General features: G+C 67.5%; 16 protein-coding genes. 8 read left to right on the top strand and 8 right to left on the bottom strand.

What is annotated here, in order from left to right; genetic code table 11:
* Positions 1-17: 17 nt before the first annotated feature.
* A complete protein-coding gene (locus ACSYAO_RS08380) occupies positions 18-611 on the top strand; it encodes a TIGR00730 family Rossman fold protein (RefSeq protein WP_005409253.1) in 594 nt (197 codons plus the stop codon).
* A 19-nt stretch (positions 612-630) separates the two neighbouring features.
* Here ACSYAO_RS08380 and ACSYAO_RS08375 read toward each other — a convergent pair whose 3' ends face one another.
* Complete coding sequence (locus ACSYAO_RS08375) at positions 631-3429, bottom strand: bifunctional diguanylate cyclase/phosphodiesterase (protein ID WP_224481947.1); 2799 nt, start codon at positions 3427-3429, stop codon at positions 631-633.
* A 292-nt stretch (positions 3430-3721) separates the two neighbouring features.
* On the opposite strand from ACSYAO_RS08375, the gene ACSYAO_RS08370 reads away from it, so the two are divergent.
* The 5 genes from ACSYAO_RS08370 to ACSYAO_RS08350 all read left to right on the top strand — a co-directional run bounded on the left by ACSYAO_RS08370 (position 3722) and on the right by ACSYAO_RS08350 (position 7917).
* Complete coding sequence (locus ACSYAO_RS08370) at positions 3722-4240, top strand: RNA polymerase sigma factor (RefSeq protein ID WP_229295586.1); 519 nt, start codon at positions 3722-3724, stop codon at positions 4238-4240.
* Positions 4237-5250 carry a hypothetical protein gene (locus tag ACSYAO_RS08365; RefSeq protein WP_076739233.1) on the top strand — a complete coding sequence of 338 codons (1014 nt, stop codon included), beginning with the start codon at positions 4237-4239 and terminating at the stop codon, positions 5248-5250. The genes ACSYAO_RS08370 and ACSYAO_RS08365 overlap by 4 nt, the downstream gene beginning before the upstream one ends.
* 40 nt (positions 5251-5290) lie before the next feature.
* The gene (locus ACSYAO_RS08360; protein ID WP_005409249.1) at positions 5291-5887 is read left to right on the top strand and encodes an IMPACT family protein; all 597 of its coding nucleotides are present in this window, start codon (positions 5291-5293) and stop codon (positions 5885-5887) included.
* The gene (locus tag ACSYAO_RS08355) at positions 5880-7652 is read left to right on the top strand and encodes an ABC transporter transmembrane domain-containing protein (protein ID WP_005413014.1); all 1773 of its coding nucleotides are present in this window, start codon (positions 5880-5882) and stop codon (positions 7650-7652) included. The genes ACSYAO_RS08360 and ACSYAO_RS08355 overlap by 8 nt, the downstream gene beginning before the upstream one ends.
* Before the next feature lie 70 nt (positions 7653-7722).
* Positions 7723-7917, top strand: coding sequence for a hypothetical protein (locus ACSYAO_RS08350; protein WP_005409247.1), 195 nt, complete (start codon positions 7723-7725; stop codon positions 7915-7917).
* Positions 7918-8185: 268 nt separating this feature from the next.
* On the opposite strand, the gene ACSYAO_RS08345 is transcribed toward ACSYAO_RS08350, so the two are convergent.
* From ACSYAO_RS08345 to ACSYAO_RS08335, 3 genes are all read right to left on the bottom strand, one after another.
* The gene (locus tag ACSYAO_RS08345) at positions 8186-9310 is read right to left on the bottom strand and encodes a prephenate dehydrogenase (RefSeq protein ID WP_076739234.1); all 1125 of its coding nucleotides are present in this window, start codon (positions 9308-9310) and stop codon (positions 8186-8188) included.
* Positions 9307-10215 (bottom strand): pyridoxal kinase, encoded by a 909-nt coding sequence (pdxY, locus tag ACSYAO_RS08340; RefSeq protein ID WP_099562573.1) that lies wholly within the window; start codon positions 10213-10215, stop codon positions 9307-9309. Before pdxY ends, ACSYAO_RS08345 begins: the two co-directional genes overlap by 4 nt.
* 571 nt (positions 10216-10786) lie before the next feature.
* Positions 10787-11986, bottom strand: a complete 1200-nt coding sequence (locus ACSYAO_RS08335; protein ID WP_076739236.1) for an MFS transporter — start codon at positions 11984-11986, stop codon at positions 10787-10789.
* Positions 11987-12058: 72 nt separating this feature from the next.
* Here ACSYAO_RS08335 and ACSYAO_RS08330 point away from each other — a divergent pair, with 72 nt between their 5' ends.
* A complete protein-coding gene (locus ACSYAO_RS08330) occupies positions 12059-12856 on the top strand; it encodes an AraC family transcriptional regulator (RefSeq protein WP_005413009.1) in 798 nt (265 codons plus the stop codon).
* A gap of 60 nt (positions 12857-12916) precedes the next feature.
* Here the strand turns inward: ACSYAO_RS08330 and dnaJ are convergent, their stop codons facing one another.
* From dnaJ to hrcA, 4 genes are all read right to left on the bottom strand, one after another.
* On the bottom strand, positions 12917-14041 hold the full coding sequence (gene dnaJ / locus ACSYAO_RS08325; protein WP_005409242.1) for a molecular chaperone DnaJ: 1125 nt from the start codon (positions 14039-14041) through the stop codon (positions 12917-12919).
* Between the two features lie 154 nt (positions 14042-14195).
* Positions 14196-16118 carry a molecular chaperone DnaK gene (gene dnaK / locus ACSYAO_RS08320; RefSeq protein ID WP_059034049.1) on the bottom strand — a complete coding sequence of 641 codons (1923 nt, stop codon included), beginning with the start codon at positions 16116-16118 and terminating at the stop codon, positions 14196-14198.
* A 182-nt stretch (positions 16119-16300) separates the two neighbouring features.
* Complete coding sequence (grpE, locus tag ACSYAO_RS08315; protein WP_049460534.1) at positions 16301-16816, bottom strand: nucleotide exchange factor GrpE; 516 nt, start codon at positions 16814-16816, stop codon at positions 16301-16303.
* Between the two features lie 63 nt (positions 16817-16879).
* Complete coding sequence (gene hrcA / locus ACSYAO_RS08310; protein WP_005409239.1) at positions 16880-17944, bottom strand: heat-inducible transcriptional repressor HrcA; 1065 nt, start codon at positions 17942-17944, stop codon at positions 16880-16882.
* A 115-nt stretch (positions 17945-18059) separates the two neighbouring features.
* Here hrcA and recN point away from each other — a divergent pair, with 115 nt between their 5' ends.
* Positions 18060-19721, top strand: coding sequence for a DNA repair protein RecN (gene recN / locus ACSYAO_RS08305; RefSeq protein ID WP_076739238.1), 1662 nt, complete (start codon positions 18060-18062; stop codon positions 19719-19721).
* Positions 19722-19744 lie beyond the last annotated feature (23 nt).

Raw genomic sequence — 19744 nt, 5'->3', positions numbered from 1 at the left:
AAGAGACAGGAAGATCCATGAAATCGATCTGTGTGTACTGTGGTTCCAACGCTGGCAGCAAGCCGGCCTACACCGAACGCGCCATTGCCCTGGGTGACCGCATCGCCCGCGACGGCCTGCGCCTGGTGTATGGCGGCGGCAACGTCGGCCTGATGGGAACCGTGGCCAATGCCGTGCTCGCCGCTGGCGGCGAGGTGACCGGCGTGATCCCGCGCCAGCTGGCCGACTGGGAAGTGGCGCACCGTGGCCTGACCGAACTGGAGATCGTCGGTTCGATGCATGAGCGCAAGTCGCGCATGTTCGATCTTGCCGACGGTTTCGTCGCCCTGCCCGGCGGCTTCGGCACCATGGAAGAGATCTTCGAGATGCTGACCTGGCGCCAGCTGGGCATCGGCAACAAGCCATGCGCATTCCTCGATGTGGACGGCTTCTACGCCCCGCTGATCGGCATGATCGATCGCATGGTGGAAGAACGCTTCCTGCATCCGGACCAGCGCCAGGACCTGTGGTACGGCTCGGACATCGAAGAGATGCTGGAGTGGATGAAGAACTACCAGCCGGCCCAGGCCTCGAAGTGGATCGACGAGAAGCGCCGCGCCGCCCTGCGATGATGCAGCTGCACGCGGTGGCTCAGGCCGCCGCGTGCGCCCACGGCGCGGGCCGCCCCAGCAGGTAGCCCTGGCCGTAGTCGCAGCCCAGTTCACGCAGGGTCTGCCGCTGCGCGTCGGTCTCGATGCCTTCGCCAATGGTCTCAATGCCCAGCGTGCGCGCCAGCGACAGCACGCCTTCCACCAGCGCCCGCGTACTCTGCACTTCCGGACCGTGCAGGCCGGCGATGAAGCTCTGGTCGATCTTCAGCGTGCTGATCGGGAAACGGTGGAGGTAGGACAGCGCGGAGAACCCGGTACCGAAATCGTCCAGCTGCACCTGGATGCCGCGCTCGCGCAGGCCCTGCAGGATACGCAGCGTGTGCGGGCCGTCGTCCAGCAACGCCACCTCGGTGATTTCCAGGCGCAGCCGGCGCGGATCGGCACCACAGCTGTCGAGCAGGCCGAACAGGCGATCACTGAACTCTGCCGAGCGGAAATGCCGGGGCGATACGTTCACCGAGACGTAGCCTTCGCCTCCCCGTGCCAGCCCCGCGATGACCTGCTCGTAGATCAGCCAGTCCACCTGTTCGATCAGGCCGCTCTCTTCACCCAGCTCCAGGAACGCGCCGGGCAGCAGCAGGCCACGGCGCTCATGCTGCCAGCGCAGCAGCGCCTCGTGACCGACCACTTCGCCGTCGGACAAGCGCACGATCGGCTGATAGAACGGCACGAAATCGCGGTTGTTGATCGCACGGCGCAGGTCGGCTTCCAGGTCCAGGCTGCGCATGGCTTCTTCGCGCATGTCCTCGTCGAAGATCGCACAGCGGTCATGGCCCTGCGCCTTGGCCCGGTACATGGCCGCATCCGCATCGCGCAGCAGCTCTTCTCCGGTGCGGTAGCGCGGATTCCACAGGGCAATGCCCAGGCTGCCGGACGGAAACAGTTCGCGCCCGGCGATCCACATCGATTCCTGCAACGCCAGCAGCAGCCGCTGGCCGAAATCCAGTGCCTGCGCCAGGCCCTGCGGGCACTGCAGCAGCACAGCGAACTCATCACCGCCAAGCCGGGCCACCACATCTTCGGCACCTGCCATCGACACGATGCGCTTGGCCACTTCCACCAGCATGCGGTCGCCGGCGGCATGGCCGATGCTGTCGTTGACCAGCTTGAAGCGGTCCAGATCGAGGAACAGCACGGCGAACACCGGTCCGCCCTCGCGCTTGGCCAGCGACAGTGAATCCTGCAGGCGATCCAGCAGGTGCAGGCGGTTGGGCAGGCCTGTCAGCGCATCGTGCATGGCCTGGTGGGTCAGGCGCTGCTCGGCACGCAGGCGCTCACCGATCTGCCCAAGCAGCTTTTCGTTGACCTCGGCCAGTTCGCGGGTGCGTTCCTCAACGCGCTTTTCCAGCTCGGCATGTGCCGAACGCAGCCGCTGCTGGTCGCGCTGGCGCGCAAGCCCGGTTCCGATGTTCTGCGCAACGAAGGTCAGCAGCCGCTGATCGTGCACGCTGAACGTGCTGTTCTCGCTGTAGCTCTGCACCACGATCGCACCCACCACCTCATCGTCGCGCAGCAACGGCACGCCCAGCCAGCAATGCGAGCGCGCGCCGGACTCGCGCACTTCACCACTGGCCAGCAGCGCATCGATCTGCGCGCGTGACGCCAGCAGCGGGCGCCGGTTGCGCACCACGTATTCGGTCAGGCCCCGGCTGAACGGCCGTGGCGCGCGGCTGGCATTGTGCTCGTCCACCGAATACACGAAGTCCAGGCCGTTGCCGGCCGGGTTGACCAGGGCGATGTAGAAATTGCGTGCGTCGAGCAGGCGCCCGACCACCCCATGCACCTGACCATAGAACTGGTCCAGGCTGTCGGCAGACATCGCCATCTCGGCGATGTTGTACAGCGCGGTCTGCAACTGTTCGGCACGGCGACGCTCGGCCACCTCATCCTGCAGGCTGCGGTTGGCGCGCTGCAGTTCCTGGGTGCGCCGCGCCACCTGCTGCTCCAGCCGCACCTGCGCCTGGCGCCGGTCCATCGCGGTCTGTACGTGCTGCGCAACGAAGCCCAGCAATGCGCGCTCGGCCTCGCCATAGCGGGCTGCCTGTTCATAGCTCTGAACCACGATGGCGCCGCAGACGCGGCCGTCCCGCAGCATCGGCACGCCCAGCCAGTCCAGGCTTTCGGGCCCACGCTGCGGGTCGTGCTCCTGTTCCATCACCTGCGCCAGCAGCCTGCGCGAGGGACCACTGAGCGGCTTGCCATGGCGCAACAGCGCCACGGTCAGGCTGCGCGGCATCTCGCTGGCGTCATGGCTCTGCGTGGGATCGGCGACGAAGTCATCGACCTGATCGGCGAAGTACAGGAAGCGTATCTGGTCGCGCACATCGTCGTATTCCACGATGTAGCAGTTCTCGGCATACATCAGCGTGCCCAGCACACCATGCACGTGGCGCAGCATCTCGGGCATTTCCAGGTCGGCACCGGCCAGATCTGCAATCTGGAACAGGGCCTGCTGCAGCCGTTCGGCCTCTTCCAGTGCCTTGATCTGGCCGGCCTGGCGGCCGCGCTGCAGCGCCAGCTCAATCGCCTGCCGGGCCAGCCCCCACCAAGCGGGTGAAGGCACCGCGCCCGCAACCGACAGCAGCAGCCGCGCACCGTCATACTCCCAGCCGTGCTGGCCATCGCCGGTGGCGGGCTCCACGGACGCAGCGCTGTCAATCGCATGCAAGGGCCAGCCCCCTCGGCCACTCCCCAGCTGCGGGTCGTCCCAGCCAACGCGGACCACGGCCGTTTCCGGCAAAAGCGCATGCAACGCGCGCACCAGCGCCGTGCTCAACACGGCCTCGTGTAGTGGCTCTTCCGCCGATTCAGCATGCGTGGACAAATGACAATCTCTTGGCGCCGTCTGTGCGTCGCCTCCCCTGAGCCGCCGAGCATAGCGCGCCACCCGGGGGGCAATGGAAGCCCGTAAACCCCGAATCGTGCGCCCGTACGTTTTTCGTGCTGTCCGTAGCTGCTTCCATGCCATGAACCTCGCCCTGCCCGCCCCTGCCACCGGCTATGCGCCACCGCCTGCAGGCCTTACCCTGTACGCCGTGGAAGCCAGCGCACTGCCAACCGATGAAGCCTTGATGCTGGCCTGGGCCGGTGGCGACCTGCGCGCGTTCGAAAGCCTGTATGGGCGCCACCGCAAGCGCCTGTTCGGCTTCCTGCTGCGGCAACTGCGCGACACCGCGCTGGCCGAGGAGATCTTCCAGGACGTCTGGCAGCGGGTGATCAGCGCCCGTGCCGGGTGGCAACCGGACGCGGCGTTCAGCACCTGGCTGTTCCGCATCGCCCACAACCGCCTGAACGACCATTGGCGCGCCGCCCGCCACCGCCCGGCTGCCCCGGCCGATGCCGATCTGCGCCTGGCCGCGATCGAGGATGGGCAGACCCCGGAAGGCGAGCTTTCCGAATTCGAACAACGTCGCCGCATCCAGCTGGCGATGGAACAACTGCCGCCTGAGCAGCGCGAAGTGCTGCAACTGCGGCTGGATCAGGAACTGAGCCTGGAGGAGATCGGCCAGATCACCGGCGTAGGCCGGGAAACCGTGAAATCGCGGCTGCGCTATGCGATGGACAAGCTGCGTGCGGGATTGAACGCATGAACCGAGACGAACCGCTGACGCCGGAAGAACGCGAGCTGGCCCGGCTGCTCGGCCGTCGCGCCGAGCAGGCTCCGCCCGCCGCACTGGACGCTGCCATCCTGGCCGCGGCCCGCGCCGCCGTGGACGCGCCGGCGGCCGATGCGGTCGCCTCTCCCGAGGCGCCGCGCACGCAGCGCACACGCCCGCGTTGGCCGGCGGTGTTCGGCATCGCCGCCTCGATGGTGTTTGCCATCGGCATCGCCTGGCAGCTGCGTCCGGAACCGCCGCCGGTTCCGGCCGGTGAGGCCGCTGTTGCTGCGGCACCGGCAGCGGCAGAAGACGTTGCGGCTGCCGATCAGGCCGCTGACCGCAGTGCAGCCGACAGCGCTGTGGCGGCCGCCGAACCAAGCGCTGCGCCCGCAGCACCCGAGGCCGCCCCTGTTGCCGCTGCCCCGGCACCGGCCATCGCACGCGCGCCCGAGCCGGCGCCGGCCGAGACCGCTGAAGCGCCGGCCCAGGCTGCACGATCGATGGCTGCGGATGCGGCCGCCGATACCGCCTTTGCGGCCCTCCCGCCAGCGCCGACGGCAGCACCGGCCGCAGCGCCGCCTGCGCCACCGGCATCCGCCGCCTACTCGGCACCGGCACCTGCACCGGCATTCGCGCCGGCAGCGTCCGGGGCACTGAAAGCACGCACGGCCGCGGCACCTGCACCGGCAGCCAATGCCGCCGAGGTCGAGCGGGCGGAGGCGCTGGATCGGGTGGAGATCACCTCGATGAAGCGTGAGGCTCCCAGCCGTTCGGCTCCGGGCATCATGCGCCGCGGCAGCGATGCGGGCCTGAGCGCGGATACCGTGCAGGCCGAGGTGGACGCCGACGCGCGCCTGCCACGCCGGCAGTGGCTGCAGAAAATCCGCGAGCGCCGTGACCAGGACCAGCGCGACCTCGCCCGCGCCAGCCTGGAACGCTACATCCAACAGTATCCGGAAGCGCGCCTGCCGCGCGACCTGCGCCCGCTGCTGGACGACTGAAACGGGCGGGGGTACCCGGCAACACCGTAGAATGGCGGGAATGCTCGATACCCTCGCCCAGCCCGTCAGCCACACGCTGGAAGTCAAACACAGCCGTTTCATCGCCCATGCCGCGCCGATCGACGGCGCCCCCGCAGCGCTGGCGTTCCTGCAACAGGTTGCCGTGGCCGACGCTACGCACAACTGCTGGGCCTACCGGCATGGCCAGGACTACCGCTCCAGCGATGATGGCGAGCCGGCAGGCACCGCCGGGCGGCCGATCCTGGCCGCGATCGACGGGCAGGGCTTCGATCGGGTGATGGTGGTGGTGACGCGCTGGTTCGGTGGCATCAAGCTCGGCGCCGGCGGCCTGGTCCGGGCGTACGGTGGCGCCGCCGCAGAATGCCTGCGCACCGCGCCGCGGCTGGCGCTGGTCGCCATGGCACGGCTGCAGCTGCAGGCCGGCTTCGAAGACCTGGGCACCCTGCATGCGGCCCTGCCGGGGTTCGGCGCGGAGAAGCGCGATGAACAGTTCGACGCGAACGGGGTGTGCCTGCGGGTCGAATTGCCGGCCGATCAGGTCGACGCATTGAAAATCCGCCTGCGCGACGCCACTCGTGACCGTATCCGCATAGAAGACGACCACCAGGATGACTGACAAGGACGGCGCCCCCGCCTCGCCCCCGCCGCTGCGCCGCCTTGGCAGCCTGCGCACGCTATGGCCGTTCGTGCGCCGCCACAGTGGCCTGTTCACCGCTTGGCTGATGGCCCTGGCGGTGTCTTCGGCGGCCACGCTGAGCCTGCCGCCGGCGGTCAAGCAGATGATCGACCATGGCTTCAGCAGCGGCGGCCAGATCAACCGTGCCTTCGCCCTGCTGATGCTGGTGGCCGTGGTGCTGGCCCTGGCCACCGCCGCGCGCTTCTACTTCGTGTCGCTGCTGGGCGAAAAGGTCGTGGCTGACCTGCGCAGCCGCCTCTACGCACACCTCATCCAGCTCGGTGCCGGCTTCCATGACCGCAGCCGCAGCGGTGAGCTGGTCTCGCGCCTGACCGCCGACAGTGAGCTGCTGCGCAGCGTGGTCGGCTCGACCATGTCGGTGGCATTGCGCAGCAGCGTCACGGTGGTCGGCAGTCTGGCGATGCTGTTCGTCACCAGCCCGCGGCTGGCGGCGTGGTCGCTGCTGGGCATTCCGCTTGCGGTACTGCCGATCATTATCGGTGCGCGCAAGCTGCGCACCGTCGCGCGCAGCAGCCAGGACCGCATCGCCGATGCGAACAGCCTGGCCAGCGAGACCCTGGGCGCCGTAAGGACGGTACAGGCGCATGCACGCGAACCCTACGAGCGCGGCCGCTTCGACCATGCACTGGGCGATGCCATCAAGGCCGCCCGCCGCCGCATCGGTGCGCAGTCGCTGGTCACCGCCAGCGCCATCCTGCTGGTGTTCGGCGCCATCGTCGGCGTGCTGTGGCTGGGCGCGCACGATGTCATCGACGGCCGCCTCAGCGCAGGCACCCTTGGCCAGTTCGTGCTGTACGCGCTGATCGGTGGTGGTTCGGTCGGTGCGCTGGCCGAAGTCTGGAACGAACTGCAGCGCGCGGCCGGCGGCATGGGCCGCATCGGCGAACTGCTGCAGGAAGACATCGAGATCCGCGCGCCGGCGCAGCCGCACGTGCTGCCGCAGCCGCTGCGTGGCGAGATCCGGTTCGACGACGTGGTGTTCCATTACCCGCAGCGGCCTGACCAGGCGGCGCTGGACCATTTCAACCTGCACGTGCGCCCGGGCGAGACGGTGGCCCTGGTTGGCCCGTCCGGCGCAGGCAAGAGCACGGTGCTGTCGATGCTGCTGCGCTTCCACGATCCGGCCAGTGGCCGCATCTGCGTGGATGGCATCGACGTGCGCCAGGTCGACCCGGCCGAACTGCGCGGACAGCTGGCGCTGGTTCCGCAGCAGCCGACGCTGTTTGCCGCCAGCGCGCGCGACAACATCCGCTATGGCCGCCTGCAGGCCAGCGACAGCGAGGTGGAAGATGCCGCACGCGCCGCCGAGGCGGACGGATTCCTGCGCGCGTTGCCGCAGGGCTATGACAGTGAGCTGGGCGAGCGCGGCGCCCGCCTGTCCGGTGGCCAGCAGCAGCGTGTGGCGATTGCCCGCGCACTGCTGAAGGATGCGCCGATCCTGCTGCTGGACGAAGCCACCAGCGCGTTGGACGCGCAGAGCGAGCACAGCGTGCAGCAAGCGCTGGAACGCCTGATGGCGGGCCGCACCACGCTGGTCATTGCCCACCGCCTGGCCACCGTGCTCAAGGCCGACCGCATCGTGGTGATGGACCAGGGCCGCATCGTCGCCGAGGGCACGCACGCGCAGCTGCTGGCCGAAGGCGGACTGTACGCTGAACTTGCACGCCTGCAGTTCATCGATTGATGACGTCCGCCTAACATCGGCGCGGCCAAGCTGGCCGCGCAACAGCAGCATCCGCTGAAGGAGGTGCACGATGTCGTTCCGTCAGTTCCCCGCCGTCGACAGCAACGGCGAAAGCCACATCATCATCGAGTTCAAGCCCGAGGCGAATGGCAGCGGGCACCATTCCGAAGCCACGCCACGCTACGAACTGGATGATGGACGGCCGCTGGTACGCGACGGCCGCGAGTTCACCACCAGTGGCGGTGAGCTGAGGCTGACGATCTGAGGTTCGCCGGGCATGGCCCGGCGCCACCGGATTTCGTACCGCTCCGCTCTGGTGGGTGTCGACCTTGGTCGACACGCCTTTTGCCTCTGGTAGGTGTCGACCTTGGTCGACACGCTTTTTGCCAAAGGCGGTCGAGCATGGCTCGACCCTACAAAAAGCGTGATCAATTTTTGACCAAGCATCTTGACAGCCTTTACTACCAAGGGCTGAGCGAGGTTATCCACACCTTTGCTCAGAAATCATCCACACCGCCTGTGGATGAATGTGCTCAGCCCAGCACCCGCCCGATGCCGCTGGCGTCCACTTCAGCGGCCGCGCGACTGATCGCCCCCGGATCGCTGCCGGCCACGAACCCGATCCGGAAATGCACTTCGCCGCCAGGCGTGCGCGAGGAATGGATCGAGGCCAGGCTGATGCGGTGCTGCTCGAACACATTCAGCAGTTCACGCAGTGAGCCCGGCCGGTCTTCCGGCAGGTGCACCGACAACGCATTGCGCTCGGTCAGGTCAGCCAGCAGATAGCCCACGCGTTCAAAGGTGTAGTTGCCCTCGGCCAGTGCCTGCTCGCCGAAGGCACTGCGGCTGGCCGACAGCAGCTGCTCACGGAATGCACTGCGTGCAGTGTCGTCGGCCTGTCCGACCTGGGCCTGCAGGGCCTGCAGCTGGCCGACCAAGCGCTCCAGCATCGGCGCCACGTACGGGTTGCCGAACTGGATGTCCTCGTAGATAGCGGGGTTCAGCGACAGGATGCGCGAGATGATCGCCGTATCCAGTTCGAACGATGCCGACCGGTACGGCATCATCGCGGCCAGGTCGCCCAGCTGCGGCTGGTACTGGCGCAGCACGCCGGCCTGGGCCAGGTGGGTGGCATGCACCATCGCCTGTACCAGCGCCATCATCTGGTCGTGATGCTGCGGCGTGGCCCGCACGCACTCAGCCTGCAGCGCCGTGCACAGCGAATCGACCCATGGCTGCCAGTGCCGCAGCCGCGCTTCGCAGACCACCATCACCCGACCCTTCAGGGTCGGCGCTTTCGGTGGCGCGGTCATCGGGTGCAGCCCGACCACCTCGGCCTGCGAGGCCAGCATCGCCTGCACCGGTGCCTCCTTCACCGAGGTCACGTCCAGCCACAGCCGGTCCTGCTCGCGGCCGGCCGACTGCCGCACGTACTCGGCGATCAACGCGGGCGTATGCCGGATCGGCGCCGAGAACACCAGCACATCGGCCTGCGCGAGCAGCTGTTCCGGCGTATGCGAGCCCGGATCAGCCGGATCATGGCCGATGACCCGCAGCTGCATGTGCTGCTGGAAGAAGCGGGTCAGCCAGCGCCCGTAGGCGCCGGCACTGCCGACGATGCCGACCGTGCGCGGCGTGCGTTCGAGCAGGCCGCTCATGCCACGCGTTCGGCGCGGAAGCGCGTCCCCTCGGCCAGCGCGGCAGGCGCTGCAGCGATCACGTCGAATTCTTCGAAGCCGTTGTCCAGGGTCGCCTCCAGGGCCGCGTGGGTGCCGGCAATCGCACGCGAGATCGCCTGCTGCATCGATTCGCCGCGCAGCAGGAACGACACCACCAGCGACATCAGCACATCACCCGTACCGGCCACGTCCACCGGCAGCAGGGGCGAGGTCCAGCGCCAGGTCTCCTCGCGGCCGACAGCCAGGGTCACCAGTTCACCCGGGGTGCCGCCCACGCTGTGCGCGATCACCCAGTGCGGGCCACGATCCAGCAGCGTGCGTGCGGCGGCGATGGCATCGACCTCGGCGAGCGCCGGCATACCGGTGAGGCGATTGAGTTCAAAGGCGTTCGGGGTGACCAGCCAGGCATGCGGCAGCAGGCGCTCTGCGAAGATCGCTTCCAGGCCCGGTTCCACGTAGGGGCCGGTGTGCGTATCACCAATCACCGGATCCAGGCAGTAACGCAGCTGCGGGCAGGCCGGCAGGATGTCGTCCAGCCAGTCGGCGAAGGCGGCACCGTTGGCGGTGCTGCCGAAGTAGCCGGACACCAGCATCTTCGCCCGCTGCGGCAGGCCGCGCTCGTGGGTGCCCAGCAGCAGGTCGGCGAACCAGTCGGCGGGCAGCACGCGACCGCGCGTGGTGTCGTAGAACGGCGCGTTGCTGAGCAACACGGTCGGAATTTCTGCTATGCGCACGCCGAGAGCGCGCATCGGCGGCACGGCGGCGCTGTTGCCGGCGTGGCCGTAGACAAGTTGCGACTGGACCGAGATGACATCGATCGGCGACGGGCCGTCGGGCCGCTGGCGGCGGCCGTGGACCAGGTGGTTATCAAGGGATTCGCTCATGGCCGCATTCTACGCTCAAGGGGGTTTTCGGCAGGGCTTGCAGCCCTGCACCTGCAGAATCAACGTCAACATCAAAAGCCAGAGCGGGCTGTCCGTGGGATGGCGGGGCGGTGTGGGTGGTCAGGACACGCCGTAAACCCATCCATGGGGGCTCGATGGCGCCATCCATGGCGCCAACGGTCCTGCGCACCCACACCGCCCCACCTTCGACAGTTGGCCGACAGCTGCTGGTGGGTGCCGACCGTTGGTCGGCACATCTGTCGGATACCGAATGAATTCGTCCACGCATGGCGTGGCTCTACTGGCAACTGCGGCTGTTGGTAGGTGTCGTCCGTTGATCGACACGTCTGTCAAATATCGATATCCGACCCCGTGCCGACCAACGGTCGGCACCCACCAAAGCAGAACGCTGTTCCGACAGATCGCGGAAAACGGCGCGACCGAGCTACATGGACGTACTTGCAGTGTCCCCCTCAACCGGACCCACCCCGCCAATCCACCGATAGCGCGCTTTGGCTTTTGCCGTTGCCTCTGCGGGTGCAGGGCGCAGCCCTGCAAAAAGAAGCACCCCTCAGTGAACAGCAGGCCGCGACGGCGACAGCCACGCCGCCACGATGCCGAGCAGCGGCAGGAACGCAGTCAACTGGTAGACGTACTCGATGCTGGTCTTGTCCGCCAGCAGGCCGAGCACGGCAGCACCCAGTCCACCCATGCCGAACGCAAAGCCGAAGAACAGGCCGGACACCATGCCGATGCGGTGCGGCATCATTTCCTGTGCGTACACCACAATCGCCGAGAACGCCGACGACAACACGAAACCGATCAGCACCGCCAGCACCGTGGTCCAGAACAGATCCGCATGCGGCAGCATCAGGGCGAACGGGGCAACGCCCAGGATCGAGGTCCAGATGATCGGCTTGCGGCCGATGCGGTCACCCAGCGGGCCGCCGAGGAAGCCGCCGGCGGCGGACGCCACCAGGAATGCGAACAGATGCAGCTGCGCCTGCGCCACGGGAATGCCGAAATGGTGGATCAGGTAGAAGGTGAAGTAGCTGCCGATGCTGGCCATGTAGAAGTATTTGCTGAAGATCAGCACCAGCAGGATCGCCAGCACCTTGGCCACGGTGCGCGGGGGATGGCGCGGCGCCATCGAGGCGGTGCTGGCCGGGCGCGGGGTGCCCAGGTGCAGCGCGTACCAGCGGCCGACATAGGTCAGCAGTGCAATGCCGATCAGCGCGGCGCCGGCAAACCACGACGCGGCATGCTGGCCATGCGGCACGATCACGGCTGCAGCAATCAGTGGACCGAGCGCGGTACCGAAATTGCCGCCCACCTGGAACACCGACTGCGCGAAGCCATGGCGGCCACCCGAGGCCAGCCGCGCAATGCGCGATGCTTCCGGATGGAAAATGGCCGAACCAATGCCGACCATCGCCGCAGCCATCAGCACCACCGCATAGTTCGGCGCGAAGCCGAGCAGCAGCATGCCGCACAGGGTCGAGGCCATGCCGATCGGCAGCGAGTACGGCGCCGGGCGACGGTCGGTGGCGGCGCCAACCAGTGGCTGGAAGATCGAAGCGGTCAGCTGATAGGTCAGCGTGATCAGGCCGATCTGGGTGAAGCTCAGGTTGAAGCCGCCCTTGATCACTGGATAGATGGCCAGGATCAGCGACTGCATCATGTCGTTGACGACATGCGAGGTGGAAATAGCTGCCAGCACACCGGGAGCCACCGGACGTGAGGTCGTTGCGGGAGAAGCCAAGGCGGACATGGACGCAGTCAGGTTGGGGGCGAGCCACGCATGCTACGGTTGCCCTCCCCTCCCTTCTGCCGCGTTCGGGTCATGGCCTATCGCAAAAAGGACATTGCCGGCGATGTCGACCCGGCTGCGCCGTGGCGTGATGTGCCACTGCATCGTCCGGTCACCTACCGGGTTACCCAGTACCCGGCAGGCACCCATATCGCAGGCCACAAGCACCAGCGCCACCAGCTGGTCTATGCCATCTCGGGGCTGATGGTGGTGCGCTCGGAAGTCGGTCGCTGGGTCGTGCCCTCCACCCGTGCGATCTGGATGCCGGCGGGCATGGTGCACGCGGTGGACTGCATTGCCGCCGTGCACATGCGCAGCCTGTACATCGATCCGTCGTTCGCCCCGCAGTTGCCGGCCGAACCGTTCGCGGTACAGGTGGCACCGCTGCTGCGCGAACTGCTGCAGGCAGCCACCCTGATCAAGGGCGAGCACATCGAAGACAGCCGCGATGGCCGCGTGGTACGCCTGCTGCTGGACGAACTGCATCGCATGGACGTGCTCCCGCTGCACCTGCCCTCGCCCACCGACCCGCGCCTGCAGCGGATCTGCCAGCACATCCAGAAGCACCCCGGCGACGACGCCACGCTGCAGGACTGGGCACAGGCGCTGGAAGTGGACGTGAAAACCATCCAGCGCCACTTCGCCCACGAGCTGGGCATGACCTTCGGCCAGTGGCGACAGCAGGCGCGACTGCTGGCCGCATTGGAGCGGCTGGCGGTCGGCGACAAGGTCATCGATGTCGCGCTGGCGATGGGCTACGACAGCCCCAGCGCGTTCACCAGCATGTTCAAGCGCCAGCTGGCGCAGACGCCGGCGGCGTTTTTCCGCTGATCGCAAACGAAAACGCCGGGCATGGCCCGGCGCTACCGCTCAACGCTTCGGTTGAAAAACTCAGGACGTCATCCGGTCCCAGAAGCCCTTCACGCCATCCATGAAGGTGGCCGACTTCGGCGAATGCTTGCGTGCTTCCTCGCCGACGAAGGTGGCTTCGAACTGTTCCAGCAGCTTGCGCTGCTCAGGGGTGAGGTTGACCGGAGTCTCCACCACCACGCGGCAGTACAGGTCGCCCTCGCTGCGGCTGCGCACCGAACGCACGCCCTTGCCGCGCAGGCGGAACAGCTTGCCGGTCTGGGTCTCGGCCGGAATGCGGATCTCCGCTTCGCCGCCGAGGGTGGCCACGCGCACGGTGTCACCCAGTGCCGCCTGCGAGATGCGGATCGGCACTTCGCAGTGCAGGTCGTCGCCATCGCGCTGGAAGATCGCATGCTCGCGCACGCGCACTTCCACGTACAGGTCGCCCGGTGGCGTACCGGCCGGACCGGCTTCGCCCTCGCCCTGCAGGCGGATGCGGTCGCCGGTATCGACGCCGGCCGGCACCTTCACCGACAGCACCTTGTCTTCCTCGACACGGCCGTTGCCGTGACAGGTCTTGCAGGGCTTGGCGATGATCTGGCCACGGCCGCCGCAGTTGTGGCAGGCCTGCTGCATGGCGAAGATGCCGCGCTGGATGCGCACCTGGCCGCGGCCATGGCACACATTGCAGGTTTCGACCTTGCCGTCTTCCGAGCCACTGCCATCGCAGTCGCCGCACTCGGCCAGGGTCGGAATCTCGATGCGGCGCTCGACGCCGCGCACGGCTTCTTCCAGGTCCAGCTCCATCACGTAGCCGATATCGGCGCCGCGACGCGCCTGGCGCGGACCACCGCCACCGCCGCCAAAGATGTTGCCGAAGATATCGCCGAAGATATCGTTCATGTCCGGGCCGCCCGGCCCGCCGCCGCCCATGCCGTGCTCGAACGCCGCGTGGCCATGGCTGTCGTACATGCGGCGCTTGTTGCCGTCGGACAGCACTTCGTAGGCTTCCTTGCACTCCTTGAAGGAGGCTTCGGCCGCCGCATCACCCGGGTTGCGGTCCGGGTGGAACTTCATCGCGCAGCGACGGTACGCCTTCTTCAGCTCGTCGTCGGTGGCGGTGCGGGCAACGCCCAGCACTTCGTAATAATCGCGCTTGCTCATATCGTGGATCTGGTTCCGGAAAGTCGGGATTCGTCAAAGCGGAAGAGCGGAACCAGGTCCGCTCTTGCGTCGGGCGCCCCGACACGCCGGTGGGCGGTCAGGACCCTGATGCGACAACGGGACGCTGGTGGCCAGCGTCCCGTGTCGGTCCGGATCAGGACTTCTTGTCGTCCTTGACTTCGGTGAACTCGGCGTCGACCACGTCGTCCTGCGCCTTGCCGGCATTGCCGGCGTCGGCACCCGGGGCACCGCCCTGGTCGGCCGAAGCAGCGGCGAACAGCGACTGGCCGGCTTCTTCCAGCACCTTCGACTTGGCCTCGATCTGTGCCTTGTCGTCACCCTTCATCGCGGTTTCCAGGTCGGCCAGGGCCGCCTCGACCTTGCCGATGACATCGCCGCCGACCTTGCTGCCGTGCTCGGTGATGGCGCTGCGGGTACCGTGGATCAGGGCGTCGGCCTGGTTGCGGGCCTGCACCAGTTCCTGGAACTTCTTGTCTTCTTCGCGGTTGGCTTCCGCGTCGGCGACCATGCGCGCGATCTCTTCCTCGGACAGGCCCGAACCGGCCTTGATCTCGACCTTCTGTTCCTTGTTGGTCTTCTTGTCCTTGGCCGACACGTGCAGGATGCCGTTGGCGTCGATGTCGAAGGACACTTCCACCTGCGGCAGGCCACGCGGGGCCGGCTCGATGCCGGACAGGTCGAACTTGGCCAGCGACTTGTTGAAGCGGGCCTGTTCGCGCTCACCCTGCAGCACGTGCACGGTCACGGCCGACTGGTTGTCCTCGGCGGTGGAGAACACCTGCGAGGCCTTGGTCGGGATGGTGGTGTTCTTCTCGATGATCTTGGTGAACACGCCGCCCATGGTCTCGATGCCCAGCGACAGCGGGGTCACGTCCAGCAGCAGCACGTCCTTGACGTCGCCGCCCAGCACGCCGCCCTGGATCGCAGCACCCAGTGCCACGGCTTCGTCCGGGTTGACGTCCTTGCGCGGTTCCTTGCCGAAGAACTCGGTCACCGCCTGCTGCACCTTCGGCATGCGGGTCTGGCCGCCGACCAGGATCACTTCGCTGATGTCGCTCGAACGCAGGCCGGCATCGTTCAGGGCGACGCGGCACGGCTCGATCGACTTCTTGATCAGGTCGTCCACCAGGGCTTCCAGCTTGGCGCGGGTCAGCTTGATGTTCAGGTGCTTCGGACCCGACGCGTCAGCGGTGACGTACGGCAGGTTCACTTCGGTCTGCTGGGCGCTGGACAGCTCGATCTTGGCGCGCTCGGCAGCATCCTTCAGGCGCTGCAGGGCCAGCGGATCCTTGCGCAGGTCGATGCCCTGGTCCTTGTTGAACTCTTCAACCAGGTACTCGATGACGCGGTTGTCGAAGTCTTCGCCACCCAGGAAGGTGTCGCCGTTGGTGGCCAGCACTTCGAACTGCTTTTCACCGTCGACGTTGGCGATCTCGATCACCGAGACGTCGAAGGTGCCGCCGCCCAGGTCGTACACCACGATCTTGCGATCCTTGTTGTCGCCCTTGTCCAGGCCATAGGCCAGCGCGGCCGCGGTCGGCTCGTTGATGATGCGCTTGACGTCCAGGCCGGCGATGCGGCCGGCGTCCTTGGTTGCCTGGCGCTGGCTGTCGTTGAAGTAGGCCGGCACGGTGATGACCGCTTCGGTGACCTTCTCACCGAGGAAGTCCTCGGCGGTCTTCTTCATCTTTTCCAGCACCTTGGCCGAGATTTCCTGCGGGGCCATCTTCTTGCCGTCGCTGGTGGCCACCCAGGCGTCGCCATTGTCATGGGCCAGGATGCTGTACGGGACGTGCGCGATGTCCTTCTGCACTTCGGCGTCGGTGAACTTGCGGCCGATCAGGCGCTTCACCGCGTAGAAGGTGTTCTTCGGGTTGGTCACGGCCTGGCGCTTGGCCGAGGCGCCGACCAGGACTTCGCCGTCCTTGGTGTAGGCGACGATCGACGGGGTGGTGCGATCGCCTTCCGAATTCTCGATGACGCGGGCCTTGCCGCCGTCCATGATCGCCACGCACGAGTTGGTGGTGCCGAGGTCGATACCAATGATCTTGCCCATGGGGGAGACTCCTGAGGATGCTTGTTGGTGTCAGTCCGGCCGTTCGGCCGGTGGATGAATACGATGTGGGGGAGGCTCGTGGAACATTCAAGCCGTCTCCCGAACGCTGTGTTCAGCGCCTGGAAAACCTTGCCAGGCATGGCCTGGCACAACCGGGACCGGGCAAAGCCCGGCCTGGTCCATCAATCGGCGGCCACCACCACCAGCGCCGGCCGCAGCAGGCGCTCGTTGAGCAGGTAGCCCTTCTGGAACACGGTCACCACGCTGCCCGGGGCGGCGCCCGGCGTCGGCACCTGGCTGATGGCCTGGTGGTGTTCCGGGTTGAACGGCTGGCCGATCGGGTCCAGCAGGACCAGTCCGTTGTCGGCGGCCACCTTCAGCAGCTGCTTGTAGGTCAGCTCCAGGCCTTCGCGCAGCGGGTGCGGTTCGTCGCCGGCGGCCTTCAGGCCGGCATCCAGGCTGTCGAACACGGGGAGCAGATCGCCCAGCAGCTTCTCGTTGGCGAACTTGCGGGCCTGTTCGATGTCACGGGCAACGCGCTTGCGCTGGTTCTCCAGGTCGGCGCGCTCACGCAGGGCATCGGCCTTGACCTGTTCGATTTCGGCGCGCAGGCGCTCGACTTCGTCGTTGACGCCGGCGGTGGCGGCCGCATCAGCGGCACTCTGCTGGGATTCGATATCTGGCTGTTCGTGGTTCATGTCTGGGTCCCTGGCGGTCAATCTCCGCCTCCACCCACCCTAGTGTGGGCGGGATGCTGCGTTTCAAGCGTCGGATGTTCCCGGCGGGCGGCCGGCTGGCGAAAACGCCGCGCCCAGCACATCGGCGGTAGCCTGGACCAGCGGGATCACGCGGTCGTAGGCCATCCGCTTGGGGCCGATCACCCCCAGCACGCCCAGCACCTGACCATTGGCCGTGTAAGGGGCAGTGACCAGCGAGACGCCCTGCAGCGGCATCATCCCGGTCTCCTCGCCGATGAAGATGCGCACGCCGGGCGCCTGGATGGTCCGCTCCAGCAGCTGCAGGATCTCGCGCTTGCTGGAGAACAGCTCGAACAGCTCGCGCAGGCGCTCCAGGTCGGACAGGTCCTGCACCCCCATCAGGCGGGTCTGGCCGGCCACCAGCATGTCGTCGGCCGCCGGCTGCAGGGCCTGCTCGGCCAGCTCGATGCTGTGCGCCAGCAGCTGTTCCAGCTCGGAGCGGGCATCGCGCAGTTCCAGCAGCAGTCGGGTGCGGATCTCGGCCATCGGCAGGCCGGCGAAATGGGCATTGAGGTAGTTCGCGACCTGCTCCAGCTGGCCCGGCGCGAACTCCTGCCGGGTCTCGATGACGCGGTTCTGCACCTCGTTGTCGGCAAACACCAGGATCGCCAGCACCCGGCGCCCGTCCAGCGCCACGAAGTCGATCTGGCGGAAGGCGAACTGCTCGCGTCGCGGCGCGCTGACCACGCCGACGAAGTGGCTCATCGCCGACAACAGCTCCGAGGCGCTGCCGAGCAGGGCCTGGGTGCTGCCGCCGCCAGCCAGTTCCTGGCGCAACCGGGCCAGCTCGCCTTCGCCCGGCGGCTGCATCTGCAGCAGGCTGTCGACGAAGACCCGGTAGCCATGTGCGGTCGGGACGCGCCCGGCGGAGGTGTGCGGCGAGGCCAGCAGCCCCAGGTCTTCCAGGTCACCCAGGATGTTGCGGATGGTGGCCGGACTGACCTCCAGCCCGGCCACGCGCGCCAGCGTCTGCGAGCCGACCGGCTCGCCGTCCTGGATGTAACGCGCGATCAGCGTGCGCAGCAGATGGCGCGCACGCGGGGCAAGCTGGTCGGGAGAACCGTGCATGGAATCAACCTGTGAGACACGGACACTAGATAATGGCGGCGCATCACCTTGGCAAGTCATTGGACCTCCCTCGCCCGCGTGCTAGCGTTGCGCGGCTGCTGATACCCCCTTACCCATGCTCAGACATCTTTCGATCAAGGATTTCGCCGTCGTCCGCGCCACCGAACTGGAGTTCGGGCCAGGCATGACCGTGGTTTCAGGCGAGACCGGCGCCGGCAAGTCGCTGATGGTCGACGCGCTGGGCTTCCTGTCCGGCCTGCGCGCCGACAGCGGCGTGGTCCGCCACGGCGCCGCGCGCGCCGAGCTTTCGGCCGAGTTTGCGCTGGAGCAGCTGCAGGCTGCACGCCAGTGGCTGGCCGACAACGAGCTGGACGACGAGGAGCAGTGCCAGCTGCGCCGGGTCATCCGCGCCGATGGCGGTTCGCGGGCCTGGATCAACGGCCGCCCGGTGACCCTGGCGCAACTGGGCGACCTGGCCTCGCTGCTGGTGGAGATCCACGGACAGCACGAACAGCAGGCCCTGCTGACACGCCCGTCGCAGCTGGCCCTGCTCGACGCCTATGCGCGCAACGAGAACGAACGCCGCCAGGTGCGACGCGCCGCCGCGGCCTGGCAGGCATTGGTCGATGAATCGCTGGCGCTGTCGCAACAGGGCGACGTCAGTGACCGGATCGGCTTCCTGGAGCATCAGCTGCGCGAGCTGGACCGTGAAGACCTGGAGCCGGAGTCGATTGCCGCACTCGGCGCCAGCCACCGCCGCCAGGCCCATGCCAGCGCCCTGCTGAGCGCCTGCCAGGCCGCCAGCAACCAGCTCAACGGCGACGACGGAAACTCCGCGCTGGACCTGCTGCAGCAGGTGCGCCACGAGCTGTCGCGCCTGATCGAGCACGACCCGCGCCTGGGCGAGGTGGATGGCCTGATCGAGAACGCTTCGATCCAGCTGCACGAAGCCCTGTCGCTGCTGGATCGGGTGCATGACGACCTCGACGCCGACCCGGAACAGTTCGAGGAGAACGAGCGCCGCCTCGGCCGTCTGCACGACCTGGCCCGCAAGCACCGCGTGCCGATGGACGAGCTGGGTGCGCAGCGCGAGCGCATGCACGCCGAAGTGGAACAGCTGCGCGGCGCCGACGAACGCCTGCAGCGCCTGGCCGGCGAGATCGACAAGGCCGCCGCCGCCTGGCGCGCACAGGCCGAAGTGCTGACCGCCAGCCGTCGCAGCGCTGCTGCCGAGCTGTCGGCCACCACCACTGGCATCATCGCCGAGCTGGGCATGGGCGGCGGCCAGTTCCTGATCGAGCTGGAACCGCAGGACGCCGGCAAGCCCGACCCGCAGGGCGCCGAGCGCGTGGAATTCCTGGTCGCAGCCAATGCCGGCCAGCCGCCGCGCGCCCTGCGCAAGGTGGCCTCCGGCGGCGAACTGTCACGCATCTCGCTGGCCATCGAAGTGGCCGCGCTGGACCTGGATGCCGTACCGACCATGGTGTTCGACGAAGTCGACTCCGGCATCGGCGGCGCGGTAGCCGACATCGTCGGCCAGAAGCTGCGCGCGCTCGGCGAGAAGCGCCAGGTGCTGTGCGTGACCCACCTGCCGCAGGTTGCCTCCAAGGGCCATGCCCATTACCGGGTCAGCAAGGCCCCGGTGGAAGGCATGACCCAGAGCGCCGTGGAAAAGCTGGACAGCAAGGCGCGCGAGGAAGAGCTGGCGCGCATGCTCGGCGGCGTGGAAGTGAGCAAGGAAGCGCGCGCCGCCGCGCGCAAGCTGCTGCAGGCCTGAGGCCGGCAGAGCAGAGCGTGGGC

The organism is Stenotrophomonas sp. STK16_22 (assembly GCF_051984505.1).
Taxonomy (GTDB): domain Bacteria; phylum Pseudomonadota; class Gammaproteobacteria; order Xanthomonadales; family Xanthomonadaceae; genus Stenotrophomonas; species Stenotrophomonas maltophilia_A.
This window is presented reverse-complemented; position numbering and strand designations above follow the sequence as displayed.